Source organism: Pseudonocardia sp. TRM90224 (genome assembly GCF_021245725.1).
Classification (GTDB): domain Bacteria; phylum Actinomycetota; class Actinomycetes; order Mycobacteriales; family Pseudonocardiaceae; genus Pseudonocardia.
Map to the genome: position 1 here is coordinate 105,141 of NZ_JAJGSX010000006.1, position 14,349 is coordinate 119,489.

11 protein-coding genes are annotated in these 14,349 nt (G+C 72.3%); 10 read left to right on the forward strand and 1 reads right to left on the reverse strand.

The window, feature by feature from the left end:
- Positions 1 to 79: 79 nt before the first annotated feature.
- Genes LL648_RS11085 through LL648_RS11115 form a run of 7 tightly spaced genes read left to right on the forward strand, consistent with a single transcriptional unit; the run spans position 80 to position 8,025 of the window.
- Positions 80 to 295, forward strand: a complete 216-nt coding sequence (locus tag LL648_RS11085) for a hypothetical protein (RefSeq protein WP_232662407.1) — start codon at positions 80 to 82, stop codon at positions 293 to 295.
- On the forward strand, positions 292 to 393 hold the full coding sequence (gene kdpF / locus LL648_RS11090) for a K(+)-transporting ATPase subunit F (protein WP_232662408.1): 102 nt from the start codon (positions 292 to 294) through the stop codon (positions 391 to 393). The genes LL648_RS11085 and kdpF overlap by 4 nt, the downstream gene beginning before the upstream one ends.
- Complete coding sequence (gene kdpA / locus LL648_RS11095; protein ID WP_232662409.1) at positions 393 to 2,066, forward strand: potassium-transporting ATPase subunit KdpA; 1,674 nt, start codon at positions 393 to 395, stop codon at positions 2,064 to 2,066. The genes kdpF and kdpA overlap by 1 nt, the downstream gene beginning before the upstream one ends.
- Positions 2,067 to 2,077: 11 nt before the next feature.
- Positions 2,078 to 4,159, forward strand: coding sequence for a potassium-transporting ATPase subunit KdpB (kdpB, locus tag LL648_RS11100; protein WP_232662410.1), 2,082 nt, complete (start codon positions 2,078 to 2,080; stop codon positions 4,157 to 4,159).
- 2 nt (positions 4,160 to 4,161) lie between these two features.
- Positions 4,162 to 4,794, forward strand: a complete 633-nt coding sequence (locus LL648_RS11105; RefSeq protein ID WP_232662411.1) for a potassium-transporting ATPase subunit C — start codon at positions 4,162 to 4,164, stop codon at positions 4,792 to 4,794.
- A gap of 28 nt (positions 4,795 to 4,822) precedes the next feature.
- The gene (locus LL648_RS11110; protein WP_232662412.1) at positions 4,823 to 7,339 is read left to right on the forward strand and encodes a sensor histidine kinase; all 2,517 of its coding nucleotides are present in this window, start codon (positions 4,823 to 4,825) and stop codon (positions 7,337 to 7,339) included.
- The gene (locus LL648_RS11115; RefSeq protein WP_232662413.1) at positions 7,336 to 8,025 is read left to right on the forward strand and encodes a response regulator; all 690 of its coding nucleotides are present in this window, start codon (positions 7,336 to 7,338) and stop codon (positions 8,023 to 8,025) included. The genes LL648_RS11110 and LL648_RS11115 overlap by 4 nt, the downstream gene beginning before the upstream one ends.
- A 120-nt stretch (positions 8,026 to 8,145) precedes the next feature.
- Here LL648_RS11115 and LL648_RS11120 read toward each other — a convergent pair whose 3' ends face one another.
- Positions 8,146 to 8,844 (reverse strand): CAP domain-containing protein, encoded by a 699-nt coding sequence (locus LL648_RS11120; RefSeq protein ID WP_232662414.1) that lies wholly within the window; start codon positions 8,842 to 8,844, stop codon positions 8,146 to 8,148.
- Positions 8,845 to 8,908: 64 nt separating this feature from the next.
- Here LL648_RS11120 and LL648_RS11125 point away from each other — a divergent pair, with 64 nt between their 5' ends.
- The 3 genes from LL648_RS11125 to ftsY all read left to right on the forward strand — a co-directional run bounded on the left by LL648_RS11125 (position 8,909) and on the right by ftsY (position 14,300).
- The gene (locus tag LL648_RS11125) at positions 8,909 to 9,199 is read left to right on the forward strand and encodes an acylphosphatase (protein WP_232662415.1); all 291 of its coding nucleotides are present in this window, start codon (positions 8,909 to 8,911) and stop codon (positions 9,197 to 9,199) included.
- A gap of 36 nt (positions 9,200 to 9,235) precedes the next feature.
- Positions 9,236 to 12,838 carry a chromosome segregation protein SMC gene (smc, locus tag LL648_RS11130; protein ID WP_232662416.1) on the forward strand — a complete coding sequence of 1,201 codons (3,603 nt, stop codon included), beginning with the start codon at positions 9,236 to 9,238 and terminating at the stop codon, positions 12,836 to 12,838.
- A 214-nt stretch (positions 12,839 to 13,052) separates the two neighbouring features.
- Positions 13,053 to 14,300: a signal recognition particle-docking protein FtsY gene (gene ftsY / locus LL648_RS11135; RefSeq protein WP_232662417.1), complete on the forward strand. Its 1,248-nt coding sequence runs from the start codon at positions 13,053 to 13,055 to the stop codon at positions 14,298 to 14,300.
- Positions 14,301 to 14,349 lie beyond the last annotated feature (49 nt).

Here is a 14,349-nt window from a genome sequence, read left to right on the forward strand (position 1 = left end):
GCCGGCCGCGGGTGTGGCCGAGCTCGGCCCACCCGACGGGGGAGCACGGCCGCGTGAGCGCCGCCACGACGCCGTCAAGATGGCGTCAACACAGCAGGTCAACCGCGTCAACGCCACGTTTGCGCCCCTGCCGCCCACGCAGGGATCGGACGATGCTCTCGATTCGGCCCGCCGCATCCGGCGGGCCGAGTTCTCGTGTGGAGGGTGTCCGATGGCCGACCTGGCCTACGCGCTGCTGCTGATCGGCGGCTTCGCGCTTCTCGTGCTCGCGTTGCGGGGGCTCGACTCGCTGTGAGCGCCGCAACCGTCGCCACGAACGTCATCGGTGGGCTCGTCGCGCTGGGCCTGCTGGTCTACCTCGTGATCGCCCTGCTCCGGCCGGAGCGCTTCTGATGCCTTCGACTCTCGCCGGCCTCCTGCAGGCCGGCTCACTCGTGCTGCTCCTCGCACTCTGCTATCGCCCGCTCGGCGACTACATGGCGCGCGTCTACAGCAGCGAGAAGCACTGGCGCGTGGAGAAGGTGCTCTACCGCATCGTCCGGGTCGACCCCGCCGCGGAGCAGCGCTGGACCACGTACGCCGCGGGCGTGCTCGGCTTCTCCTTCGTCTCGATCGTGCTGCTCTACCTGCTGCAACGGCTCCAGCCGTTCCTCCCGCTCGGCTTCGGTCGCGGAGTCGACGGCGACACGGTCCCGCCCGCGATGGCGTTCAACACGGCCGTCTCGTTCGTGACCAACACGAACTGGCAGTCCTCCGTCCCGGAGACCGTGCTCGGCCACACCGTGCAGATGGCGGGGCTGACCGTCCAGAACATCGTCTCGGCCGCCGTCGGCATTGCCGTCGCGATCGCGCTGGTCCGCGGCTTCGCCCGCTCGGCGACCGACCGCCTCGGCAACTTCTGGGTCGACCTGACCCGCGGTGTCGTGCGCGTGCTGCTGCCGTTCGCGTTCATCGCAGCGATCCTGCTCATCGCGATGGGCGTTACGCAGTCGCTGCGCTCGGGCGTCGACATCATCGCGGTCGACGGGAGCCAGCACACGCTCGCGCTCTCCCCGACGGCATCGCAGGAGGCAGTCAAGGAGCTCGGGACGAACGGCGGTGGCGTCCTCAACGCCAACTCCGCGCACCCCTTCGAGAACCCCAGCGCCCTCTCGAACCTGTTCGAGATCTTCCTGCTGCTGGTCATCCCGGTCTGCTTGACCCGCACCTTCGGCACCATGATCCGCAACACCCGTCAGGGGGCCGTGCTCGTCGCGGTGATGGGCGTGATCTGGGCAGCGTTCCTGGCCATCGCCTGGATCTCGGAGGCCAACCCGAACGGCCCGGCCGCGCAGGCCGCCGGTGCCGCGATGGAGGGCAAGGAGGTCCGGTTCGGGATCCCCGGTTCGATCCTGTTCGGGGTCTCGACGACCGGGACGTCCACCGGCGCGGTCAACTCGTGGCACGACAGCTACACCGGCGGCGCCGGCGGCATCACGCTGCTGAACATGCTGCTCGGCGAGGTCGCTCCCGGGGGCGTCGGCGCAGGTCTGTACGGGATCCTGGTGCTCGCGATCATCGCGGTGTTCCTCGCGGGCCTGATGGTCGGGCGCACCCCGGAGTACCTCGGCAAGAAGCTCGGCAGGGTGCAGGTCACCGCTGCGGCGATCTCGATACTCGTGATGCCGACGCTCGTGCTGATCGGCGCCGGGCTGGCGATCGCGCTGCCCGACACGCTCGGGGCGCTGGGCAACGACGGCTTCCACGGGTTCTCCGAGGTGCTCTACGCCTACGCGTCGGCCGCGAACAACAACGGCAGCGCGTTCGGCGGGCTCACCGTGACCAGCGACTTCTTCCAGACCACCCTGGGGATCGCGATGTTGTTCGGGCGGTTCGTCCCGATCCTCGCCGTGCTGGCGCTGGCCGGCTCGCTCGCCCAGCAACGCAAGGTCGAGGCGGGCGCGGGAACGCTGCCCACCGACGGCGCCCAGTTCGGCGTGCTGGTCGGCGGAACGATCATCCTCGTCGCCGCACTCACCTTCTTCCCCGCGCTCGCGCTGGGTCCGATCGCAGAGGCATTGTCGTGACTGGTTCTGGCATGAGTTCCACACCGACTCTCGATCGCTCGATACCCGAGCGCCAGGAGATCCACGCCCAGCGCACCGGCCCGGCCGTCTCCGCCGGCGCGTTCTCCCCGCGCCAGCTGTGGAGCTCACTGCCGGAGGCGCTGCGCAAGCTCGACCCGCGCGCGCAGCTGCGCAACCCCGTCATGTTCGTGGTGTGGATCGGGTCCGTGCTGGTCACGGTGCTCGCGATCGTCACCCTGACGGTGTTCTCCGTCCTCATCGCGGTCTGGCTGTGGTTCACGGTGCTGTTCGCGAACCTCGCGGAGGCCGTCGCGGAGGGCCGCGGCAAGGCGCAGGCCGAGTCGCTGCGGCGCACCAAGAAGGACACGATGGCGCGGCGCGTGCATACCGACGGCTCTGAGGAGCAGGTGCCGGGGACGGAGCTGCTCATCGGCGATCTTGTTGTCGTCGAGGCCGGCGAGACGATCCCGGGGGACGGGGACGTCGTCGAGGGCATCGCGACAGTCGACGAGTCGGCCATCACCGGCGAGTCGGCGCCCGTGATCCGCGAGGCCGGCGGCGACCGCAGCTCGGTCACCGGCGGCACGACCGTGCTCTCCGACCGGATCGTCGTGAAGATCATGACGAAGCCCGGCGAGTCGTTCGTCGACCGGATGATCGCGCTGGTCGAAGGCGCCTCACGGCAGAAGACGCCCAACGAGATCGCGCTGACGATCCTGCTGGCCGCGCTGACGATCATCTTCCTGCTCGCGGTCGTCGCGGTCGCACCGATGAGTGCATACGCCGGCCAGCAGCAGTCGCTGATCGTGCTGACGGCGCTGCTGGTCTGCCTCATCCCGACGACGATCGGCGCGCTGCTCTCCGCGATCGGCATCGCCGGCATGGACCGGCTCGTGCAGCGCAACGTGCTCGCCACGTCCGGCCGGGCCGTCGAGGCGGCGGGCGACATCGACACCCTGCTGCTCGACAAGACCGGCACGATCACCTTCGGCAACCGGCAGGCGACCGAGCTGATCCCCGTCGACGGGGTGTCGGTGCGCGAGCTGGCCGAGGCGGCGCGGCTCTCCAGCCTCGCCGACCTGACCCCGGAGGGCCGCAGCATCGTCGCGCTCTGCGCGCGCGAGCACGGGCTGCCCGAGGACGCGACCGCCGCGGAGGCCGTTGCCGAGTTCGTCCCGTTCACCGCGCAGACGCGGATGTCCGGCGTCGACATCGACGGCCGGCAGGTCCGCAAGGGCGCCGCCGCGGCGGTTGCGGCCTGGGTCGGGACACAATCGCCTGAGGTCGATCCGATCGTCGACGGGATCTCCGACGGCGGCGGCACGCCGCTGGTCGTCGCCGAAGGCACCCGCGTGCTCGGCGTGATCCGCCTCTCGGACGTGGTCAAGCCCGGCATGCGCGAGCGGTTCGCCGAGCTGCGCTCGATGGGCATCCGGACGGTCATGATCACCGGTGACAACCCGCGCACGGCGCAGGCCATCGCCGCCGAGGCCGGGGTGGACGACCACCTCGCCGAGGCGACACCGGAAGACAAGATGGAGCTGATCAAGAAGGAGCAGGAGGGCGGGCGGCTGGTCGCCATGACCGGCGACGGCACGAACGACGCGCCCGCGCTCGCGCAGGCCGACGTCGGTGTCGCGATGAACACGGGCACGGCCGCGGCCAAGGAGGCCGGCAACATGGTCGACCTCGACTCCGACCCGACCAAGCTGATCGAGATCGTCGAGATCGGCAAGCAGCTGCTGATCACGCGCGGCGCGCTGACCACCTTCAGCATCGCCAACGACCTGGCGAAGTACTTCGCGATCCTGCCGGCGATGTTCCTGGCGATCTACCCGTCGCTCGGCGCGCTCAACATCATGCGGCTGGCCACCCCGCAGTCGGCGATCCTCTCGGCGGTGATCTTCAACGCGCTGATCATCGTGGCGCTCATCCCGCTCGCGCTGCGCGGCGTGCGTTACCGGCCGACGTCGGCGTCGAGCCTGCTCAAGCGCAACCTGCTGATCTACGGGCTCGGCGGTGTGGTCACCCCGTTCGTCGGGATCTTCCTCATCGACCTGCTCGTCCGCCTAATCCCGGGGATTGGGATCTGACAATGTTCTCGCTGCTCACCCGTCAGACCGCGGCCGCGGTGCGGTTGCTGGTCGTCTTCACGATCCTGCTCGGGATCGTCTACCCGCTGGCGGTCTGGGGGATCTCGCGGATCCCCGGGCTGGCCGGACCGGCCGAGGGGTCGATCATCACCTCGGCCGACGGGACGTCGATCGGGTCGGGGGTCGGGTCGTCGCTGATCGGGGTCGACCCGGTCGCCGCCGACTCCGCCGCCGACCCCTTCTTCCACACCCGGCCCTCCGCGAGCGCCGAGGACGTGCTCGGCCCCGGCGACACCTCCACCTCGGGCGGCTCCAACAAGAGCGGCTTCAACACCGACCTGCTCGACGCGGTGAACCAGCGGCGCGCGCTGATCGCTGCCCGTGAGGACGTCGACCCGGCGCTCGTGCCGCCGGACGCCGTCACGGCTTCGGCGTCCGGACTCGATCCGCACATCAGCCCGGAGTACGCGCAGATCCAGGTCGCGCGGGTGGCACGGGTGACGGGGCTGCCGGTCGCCGAGGTGCAGAGCCTGGTTGCGGGCGTCACCGACCGGAGAGTGCTCGGCTTCCTCGGCGAGCCGACCGTCAACGTCACGGAACTCAACCTGGCCGTGGCCGCGGCGGCGCAACGATGAGCCGTTCCACGCGCGGCATGATGAGGCCGTGACGAGGCGCGGCGAGTTGCGCATCCATCTCGGTGCCGCGCCCGGCGTCGGGAAGACGTTCGCGATGCTCGGCGAGGCCCGCCGCAGGCTGGAACGGGGCACCGACGTCGTCATCGGGCTCGTCGAGACGCACGGCCGGGCCAAGACCGCGGAGCTGTTGGAAGGCATCGAGCTCGTCCCGCGCCGCACGGACTCCGGCCCGCTCGAGGAGATGGACCTCGACGCGGTGCTGGCCCGCCGTCCCGAGGTCGTGCTCGTCGACGAGCTGGCGCACACCAACGCGCCCGGATCGCGCAACGCGAAGCGCTGGCAGGACGTCGAAGAGCTGCTCGACGCCGGTATCGACGTGCTGACCACGGTGAACGTGCAGCACCTCGAATCGCTCAACGACGTCGTCGAGCGGATCACCGGCGTCCGCCAGCGGGAGACCGTGCCCGACGAGGTCGTGCGCCGGGCCGAGCAGGTCGAGCTGGTGGACATCACGCCGGAGGCGCTGCGCCGCCGGATGGCGCACGGCAACATCTACGCGGCCGAGAAGGTGGACGCCGCGCTGGCGAACTACTTCCAGCCCGGCAACCTCACCGCGCTGCGCGAGCTGGCGCTGCTGTGGGTCGCCGACGAGGTGGACGTCGCGCTGCAGCGCTACCGCACCGACAGGCAGATCACCGACGTCTGGGAGACCAGGGAACGGGTGGTCGTCGCGCTGACCGGCGACAAGGAGAGCGAGACCGTCCTGCGCAGGGCGGCCCGCATCGCCAAACGCTCCGGCGCCGCCGACCTGCTCGCCGTGCACGTCCTGCGCGGTGACGGGCTGGCCGGCGCGCCCGCCGGCGCGATCCCGCGGCTGCGTGCGCTGGCCGAGGACGTCGGCGCGAGCTTCCACACCGTCGTCGGCGGCTCGGACATCCACGACGTGCCTGCCGCATTGCTCGACTTCGCCCGCGGCGCCAACGCGACCCAGCTGGTGCTGGGCACGTCCCGGCGCTCCCGGGTGGCGAGGGTGTTCGACGAGGGCATCGCCGCCCGGGTGGTGCAGGAGTCCGGTGCGATCGACGTGCACATGGTGACCCACAGCGCGGCCGGGCGCGGGATCCGGCTGCCCGCGCTGCGCAGCGCGTTGCCGGTGGTCAGGCGGGTGCTGGGCTGGGGGCTGGGGCTCGTCCTGCCCGGCGTCGCCACACTGCTCGGAGTGCTGATGCGCGACGTGATCGGGCTCTCGACCGACGTCGTCCTGTTCTTCCTGGCCACGGTCGGCACCGCGCTGGTGGGTGGGCTCGGGCCCGCGCTGCTGGCCGCGCTCGTCGGCGGGCTGCTGCTGAACTTCTTCCTCACCCCGCCGCTGTACTCGTTCACGATCAACGAGACCGAGAACCTGGTGACCGTCTGCGCGCTGGTGGTGGTCGGGGTGCTGGTCGCGCTCGTCGTCGACCGCGCGGCCCGGCGCGCGCAGCAGGCCGCCCGCGCCAGCGCCGAGGGCGCATTGCTGGCTTCGTTCGCGCGCACGGTCCTGACCAGGACCGATCCGTTGCCGCGGCTGCTGGAGAAGGTGCGCGAGGCGTTCGGGCTGCGATCGGTGGCGCTGCTGGAGCGCATCGGGCAGCCCGACGGCTGGGAGTGCGTCTCGTCGTCGGGGCCGCTGGGTTGCGCGACCCCCGAGGAGGCGGACGTCGACGTGGAGGTGGAGGACGACCTGCACCTGATCGGCACCGGCCGCTCGCTGCCGGCGGCCGACCGCAGGCTGCTGGAGGTGGTCGGCGGGCAGGCGCTGCTCGCGCTGCGCAGCCAGCGCGCGGCCGCCGAGGCGGACGAGTCGCGCCGCCGCGCAGAGGCGACCGAGACCCGCAGCGCCCTGCTCTCGGCCGTCGGGCACGACCTGCGCAGCCCGCTGACGTCGATCAAGGCGGCGGCCGGCAGCCTGCGCGACCCGACCCTGCGCATCCCGGCGGCCGACCGGCTGGAGCTGACCGCGACCATCGAGGAGTCGGCCGACCGGCTCACCGGGCTGGTCGACAACCTGCTCGACTCGTCACGGCTCGCGGCGGGCGCGGTCGTCCCGCTGCTCGCACCCATCGGCTACGACGAGGTCGCGGTGCGTGCGCTCGACGGGCTCGTGGACGCCGAACGCGTCGAGCTCGACATCGACGAGTCCCTCCCGGACGTCGTCGCCGACGCCGGGCTGCTCGAACGGGTCGTCGCGAACGTCGTCGACAACGCGCTGCGCTACGGGCGCGGCTCGCCGGTCGTGCTGCGCGCGAGCGCGTACGCCGACCGCGTCGAGCTCCGGGTGGTCGACGCCGGGCCCGGCGTGCCCCGGCACACCCGCGAGGCGCTCTTCGCACCGTTCCAGCGGCTGGGTGGGGCCCGGCCGAGCGACCGAGACGGCGCCAGCGGCGTCGGGCTCGGCCTCTCGGTGGCGCGCGGGTTCACCGAGGCCATGGGCGGCACGCTGACCGCGGAGGACACCCCTGGCGGCGGCCTCACGGTGGTCGTCTCGCTGCCGGAGGCGCACCCGTGAGCCAGCACCGCGTGCTCGTCGTGGACGACGACCCCCAGATCCTGCGCGCGCTGCGGATCAACCTCACCGCGCACGGCTACCAGGTGCTGCTCGCGCAGGACGGCGCTGCGGCGCTGCGCGCGGCCGCCGACGGCCACCCCGACGTCGTCGTGCTCGACCTCGGCCTGCCCGACATGGACGGCACCGACGTCATCGCGGGCCTGCGCGGCTGGACCACCGTCCCGATCATCGTGCTATCGGCGCGCACCGGGGCGGCCGACACCGTCTCCGCGCTCGACGCCGGCGCTGACGACTACGTCACCAAGCCGTTCGGGATGGCCGAGCTGCTCGCTCGGCTGCGCGCGGCCGTGCGCAGGGCGGCGGTGTCGACCGTCGACGGCGAACCGGTCGTCGACGCCGGCGACTTCCGCGTCGACCTCTCGGCGAAGAAGGTGCTGCTCGCCGACGGCACCGAGGTGCACCTGACCCCCACCGAGTGGGGCGTGCTGGAGCTGCTCGTCCGCCACCGCGGCAAGCTGGTCGGCCAGCGCGAGGTGCTGCGGGCGGTCTGGGGGCCGAACTACAGCACCGAGACCAACTACCTGCGGGTGTACATGGCGCAGCTGCGCCGCAAGCTGGAACCGGAGCCCGCCCGCCCCAAGCACCTCATCACGGAGGCGGGGATGGGCTACCGGTTCGAGCTGTAGCGCGATCAAGATCGTCGCCCGATCAATCCCCGTCGGGGGTGCCTGGAAAGCCACTTTCCCGGCACGTGACGCCGGGAAAGCCACTTTCCCGGCATCCCCCAGCGCTGGAGGGGGCGAGCGTCAGCGGCCGAACTCCTGCGCCCAGTACATGCCGTTCGTGTTCAGCGCCGTGCCGATGCGCTTGTAGGAGCAGTCGAGGATGTTGCGCCGGTGCCCCGGCGAGTCCATCCACGCCTGCACGACCTCCTCGGCCGACTGCTGCCCCTGCGCGATGTTCTCCCCACCCGGCGACGGGTAGCCGGCGGCGCGGATGCGCTGGTCGAACGTGCGGCCGTCCTGGCTGTTGTGGGCGAAGTAGCCGTTCGCCGCCATGTCGTCGACGTGGCCCTGCGCCGCGTTGGCGAGCCGCTGGTCGGTGGAGAGCTGCCCGCATCCGGCGTCGGCGCGCCGCTGGTTGGTCAGAGCGACGACGGAGGACTCGGGGCCGCTCAGGCTCGCTGCGGGCCCGCCCGACTTCTCCTCGGGCTTCTTCTCCGGCTTCTTCTCGGCCTCGGGCTTCTTCTCCGGGGCCTTCTCCTCGGGGGCCTTCTCCTCGGGCTTCGGCTCCGGGGGCGCCTCGGGCTGCGGCGGTGCGGCGTCCGGCGGCGGGAGCGACGGCGGAGGTGGCAGCGGTGCCGGCGTCGACCCGACGGCGGGATTGCGCGGCTGGGTCGGGCGCCACGGCTTGGTGGTCTCGGTCTGGTCGGACGCGAGATTGGACCAGTCGTCGGGGAGGAAGTCCGCTGCGGAGGCGACGGTCACCGAACCGATGAGCGCCACACAGGTGGCGAGGATCGTGAGCAGGACTCTGCCACGGCGCCCGACGCGATAACGTCGCGGCACTGTGCGCACCAACTGTAGTTCCTCCGTTCGGCTGACCGCGTGGGTCGTCGGCCGGGTCCAAGGCGTCGGTTTTCGCTGGTGGACGCGATCCAGGGCGTTGGAGCTGGGGGTCGTGGGGTTTGCGCGGAACCTCCCGGACGGACGAGTGCTCGTCGTCGCGGAGGGTGACGAAAACAGGTGCAGGGAGCTTCTACGCTTCCTAACGGGTGAAGGCACTCCGGGTTACGTAGATCATGTCGTTGACCAGTGGGGTCCGGCGAAGGGTGGCCTGGCCGGCTTCGTCGAACAGTGACGGTAGCCTTCACGGTCAACTGTCGCTGGGAGAAATGTGCACCTCAAGAGCCTGACGCTGAAGGGATTCAAGTCCTTCGCATCGGCCACGACGCTCCGACTCGAGCCGGGGATCACCTGTGTCGTCGGGCCGAACGGGTCCGGCAAGTCGAATGTCGTCGACGCCATCAGCTGGGTGCTCGGCGAGCAGGGCGCCAAGGCGCTGCGCGGCGGCAAGATGGAGGACGTCATCTTCGCCGGCACGTCCGGCCGCGCGCCGCTCGGCCGCGCCGAGGTGACGCTGACGATCGACAACACCGACGGCGCACTGCCGATCGAGTACGGCGAGGTGTCGATCACCCGTCGGATGTTCCGCGACGGCGCGGGCGAGTACGAGATCAACGGCTCGCACTGCCGGCTGCTCGACATCCAGGAGCTGCTCTCCGACTCCGGCATCGGCCGCGAGATGCACGTGATCGTCGGGCAGGGTCAGCTCGACTCCGTGCTGCAGAGCAAGCCGGAGGACCGCCGCGCCTACATCGAGGAGGCGGCCGGCGTCCTCAAGCACCGCAAGCGCAAGGAGAAGGCGCTCCGCAAGCTCGACGCGATGCAGGCCAACCTCACGCGCCTGACCGACCTCACCGCCGAGCTGCGCCGCCAGCTCAAGCCGCTCGGCCGCCAGGCGGAGATCGCCAGGCGAGCCCAGGCCGTCCAGTCGGAGCTGCGCGACTCCAGGCTGCGGCTCGCCGCCGACGACCTCGTCACCTTGCGCGATCAGCTCGCCCGCGAGGAGGCCGACGAGTCCGCCGCCCGCGCCCGGCGCGCCGAGGTCGAGGAGCAGCTCTCCGTCGCGCGCGTGGAGCAGGAGCATCTGGAGACCGCGCTCGCCGCCGATGCGCCGCGGCTCGCCGCTGCACAGGACACCTGGTACCGGCTCTCCGCGCTGGCCGAACGGCTCGCCGGCACCGTCCGGCTCGCCGAGGAGCGCCGCCGCCACCTCGGCGACGCCGCCGAGGCGCGCACGCCCGGCCGCGATCCCGACGAGCTCGACGCCGAGGCGGAAGCCGTCGCCGAGCAGGAGGATGAGCTGGTCGCGGCCGTTGTCGAGGCGCGCAGGGCGCTCTCGGAGGTCATGGACGAGCGCACCGAGCACGAGCGGGTGCTCGCCGCGGCCGAGCGCGCGCACATCGCGGCCGTCCGCGCTCTCGCCGACCGCAAGGCCGGGCTCGCGACGCTGGCCGGCCGCGCCGAAGCGCTGCGCTCCGGCGCAACGGCCACCGCGGAGGAGATCGAGCGGCTCTCCGAGGCGCTGGCGGAGGCGCACGAGCGCACCGCGGCCGCCGAGGCCGAGCTGGAGGCGGCGCAGGACGAGCTGGGTGTGCTCGCCGAGACCGACACCGGCGGATCGCTCCCCGAGCTGGAACGGCGCTGCGCCGAGGCCGCCGAGGCGCACGAGAGCACTCGCAAGCGGGTGGCCGAGCTGGTCGCCCGCGAGCGTGAGGTCGAGCAGCAGCGCGCGCACTGGCGGGCCCGCGTCGACGCGCTCTCGGTTGGGCTGGCCCGCAAGGACGGGTCGGCGGCGCTGCTCGGCGGCGACCAGCCGGGCGTGCTGGGCACCGTCCCCGGGCTGATCACGGTCGAGCCGTGGGCGCGGGTCGCGATCGCGGCGGCGCTCGGCGGGTTGGCCGACGCCGTGGCCGTCGAGTCGCCGGAGGACGCGGTGGCCGCCATCCGCACGTTGCGCACCCAGGATGCCGGGCGGGCCGCGCTCGTGGTCGGGGAAGGGCAGGAAAGCCACTTTCCTGCCCCCACAGGGCCGGAAAGTGGCTTTCCTGCCCTCCCCGGCAAGCCGGCCGCCTCGCTCGTTTCCGTCTCCGGTGCATTGGCCGGCACCGTTCGCTGGCTGCTGCGGGACGTCGTTGTCGTCGACGACCTCGACGCCGCTCGCACCGTCGTCACCGCTCGGCCGGAGCTCACCGCCGTCACCGTCGAGGGCGACGTGCTCGGCGCGGGACGGGCCGAGGGCGGTTCCGGCTCGGCGTCCAGCGCGCTCGACGTCCAGGCCGCCGTCGACGAGGCCCGGGAGAAGCGGGAGGCCGTCGAGCAGGAGCTCGCGCGGCTGCGCCCGACGCTGGAGGGCGCGCGGGCCGAGGAGGCCGCGCGGCTGTCCGACGTCGAGTCGGCGCAGGACGCGCAGGGCGCCGCCGAGCATCGCAAGACGGCGGCATCGGCGCAGCTGGGCCGCTACGAGCAGGCCGTGCGCTCCGCCACGGCGGAGGCGGAGCGCCTGCGGGCCCGCCGCGACGAGGTCGAGGGTCGCCGCGCCGACGCGCTGCTCGCGCTGGAGGCCGCCGAGCAGCAGCTCGCCGTCGCCGAGGACGAGCCGATCGCCGACGAGCCCGACACCGAGATCCGCGACACCGCCGCCGACGCGCTCAACACCGCCCGCGCTGCCGAGGTCGACGCCCGGCTCGCGTTGCGGACCGCCGAGGAGCGGGCCCGCGCCATCGCTGGGCGCGCCGAGTCGCTGCGCCGCCAAGCGCTCTCCGAGCGGCAGGCCCGCCAGCGCGCCGCCGCGGCGCAGGAGTCGCGCGAGCGGGCGTTGACGATCGCAGACCTGGTCGTCGAGGCCGGTCGGGATGCGTCGGCGCGGATCGCGGAGTCGCTCGCCGCCGCAGTCGTCGAGCGCGACGCCGCAGCGGCCGCCCGCGACGCGCGGGAGCGCGCGCTCGGCGAGGCCCGGCTCACCAGCGGCCGGCTCACCGCGCTGATGGAGAAGCTCACCGACGCCGTCCACCGCGACGAGGTCGTGCGCGCGCAGAACCGACTGCGGCTCGAACAGCTCAGCGAGAAGGTGCTCGCCGACCACGGCCTCGGGGTCGAGGACCTCGTCGCCGAGTACGGGCCCGACGTCCCGGTGCCGGCCTCGGCGTCGGAGATGGCCGAGTACGAGGCGGCCAAGGAACGCGGCGAGGACGTCACCGCGCCCCCACCCATGCCGTTCGACCGGCCGACGCAGGAGCGCAGGGCGCAGCGGGCGGAGAAGGACCTCTCGCTGCTCGGGAAGGTCAACCCGCTCGCGCTGGAGGAGTTCGCGGCGCTCGAAGAGCGCTACCGCTTCCTCTCCACGCAGCTGGAGGACCTCAAGAACACCCGGCGCGACCTGCTCACCGTCGTCCGCGAGGTCGACGACAAGATCCTCGAGGTGTTCGCGACGGCCTATGCCGACGTCGCGCGCGAGTTCGCGATCGTCTTCCAGACGCTCTTCCCCGGCGGCGAGGGCCGGCTCGTGCTCACCGACCCCGACGACATGCTCACCACCGGCGTCGAGGTGGAGGCCCGCCCGCCGGGCAAGAAGGTCAAGCGCCTCTCGCTGCTCTCCGGCGGCGAGCGCTCCCTGACGGCGATGGCGCTGCTGGTCGCGATCTTCCGGGCCCGCCCCTCGCCGTTCTACATCCTCGACGAGATCGAGGCCGCGCTCGACGACGTCAACCTGCGCCGGCTGATCTCGCTGATGGAGGAGCTCCGCGAGACCAGCCAGCTGATCGTCATCACGCACCAGAAGCCGACGATGGAGGTCGCCGACGCGCTGTACGGCGTGTCCATGCGCGGCGACGGCATCACGACGGTGATCAGCCAGCGACTGCGCCCCGCCAGCTGATCGCTACGGCGCGCAGTACCCGAACTCGCGCAGGCGCAGCGCTGAGTCCCGACGGCCGGGGCAAGACGAGGTGCCAGGAAAGTGGCTTTCCTGTCCTGTGGCGCCAGGAAAGCCACTTTCCTGGCACCGCCGCCGTGACCGCGCCAAGGGTGTGGGGAGGGTGGGTACATCCCCGCCCCACGCGTCCCACGCCCGACCATGACAGTCTTGCGCCGTGACCACGCAGACACTCTGGATCGTCATCGCGGTCGCTGCTGCGGTTCTGCTCATCGCGCTCGCGTTGGGGCTGCTGCTCCAGCGGCGCAGGCGGATCAGTCTCCGCGAGCCCGAGCAGCTCGACCGCAGCGCCCAGCCGGATACGGCCCCGCCCAAGCGCGGCGGCACCTACCAGGCCGATCGCGACTTCAGCTTCACCTCCGGCGCTGAAACGGAAGAGAAGGCACCGGAGAAGGCCGAAGAGCCCCCCGCGGAGCCGCAGCCCGAGCTCGAGCCGGAGCCGGAAGCCGAGCCTGCGCGCCCGACCGCCCCGACGGAGGAGATCCCGTCGGCCGAGGGCCGGCTTGAGCGTCTGCGTGGCCGGCTCGCCCGCTCGCGCTCCGGATTCGGCCAGGGCCTGCTCGGCCTGCTCGGCGCCGGTGAGCTCGACGAGGAGTCGTGGGAGGACGTCGAGGCGACGCTCCTGCAGGCCGACCTCGGCCCGGACATGACCCAGGAGCTGGTCGACCGGCTGCGCACGGAGATCGCCAGCCGCGGCGTCCGCACGTCGGAGCAGGCGCGCCAGCTGCTGCGCGACGTCCTCACCGATGCGCTGCGCACCGACCTCGACCGTTCGGTGCGCGCGCTGCCGCACGACGGGCGCCCGGGGGTGCTGCTGGTGGTCGGCGTCAACGGCACCGGCAAGACGACGACCACCGGCAAGCTCGCCCGGGTCCTCGTCGGCGGTGGGCACCACGTCGTGCTGGGTGCAGCCGACACGTTCCGCGCAGCCGCTGCCGAGCAGCTCGCCACGTGGGGCGAACGGGCGGGCGCCACAGTTGTCCGCGGCGCTGAGGGCGCCGACCCTGCCAGCGTCGCGTTCGACGCGGTCAAGCGCGGCTCCGAGGAGGGCGCCGACGTCGTGCTGCTCGACACCGCGGGCCGGCTGCACACCAAGACCGGCCTGATGGACGAGCTGGACAAGGTCAAGCGGGTCGTCGAGCGGCAGTCCGTCGTCGACGAGGTCCTGCTCGTGCTGGATGCCACGACCGGCCAGAACGGGCTCACCCAGGCCCGCGTGTTCGGCGACGTCGTGAAGGTCACCGGCATCGTGCTCACCAAGCTCGACGGCACGGCGAAGGGCGGCATCGTCTTCCGCGTCCAGCGCGAGCTCGGCGTCCCGGTGAAGCTCGTCGGGCTCGGCGAGGGCCCCGACGACCTGGCGCCCTTCGAACCGGCCGCGTTCGTCGACGCGCTGCTGAACTGACGCGCACGATCTCAACCGGGCGGGCCTCCGGCCCACCGGACCACCGGCG